This window comes from Marinobacter iranensis, assembly GCF_029207565.1.
Classification (GTDB): Bacteria; Pseudomonadota; Gammaproteobacteria; order Pseudomonadales; family Oleiphilaceae; genus Marinobacter; species Marinobacter iranensis.
Genome location: NZ_JANCMW010000219.1, coordinates 1 through 265 on the forward strand (window position 1 = coordinate 1; position 265 = coordinate 265).

Consider the following 265-nt stretch of genomic DNA (forward strand, 5'->3'; position numbering starts at 1 on the left):
CGCCCAGATCCGGCCGAGCATCCGGTGCGTCGCATCGCCCTTGCGGGCCAGCAGCACCCATAGCCCGAGCGGGATCGCCGGCAGCACCGTGGCGAGGTGGACGAGGATCGCCACCTGCTTCATCTCATAGGTCGACGGCGTCAGCCCGAGCAGTACCCGGCCGACCGCGATCGTCGTGGCACCGGCCAGCACTGCGGCGCCGACGAGCAGCGCGCCCTTGGCGGCGCGCGGCAGATCGATCGCGGCTTCTTCCCGAACAATTGTG

1 protein-coding gene is annotated in these 265 nt (G+C 70.6%); it reads right to left on the reverse strand.

Annotated features, from left to right (window positions below; translation table 11 throughout):
• The coding region (locus tag NLU14_RS22095) for a DUF2306 domain-containing protein (RefSeq protein WP_275710654.1) at nt 1-265 on the reverse strand (265 nt) is incomplete at both ends.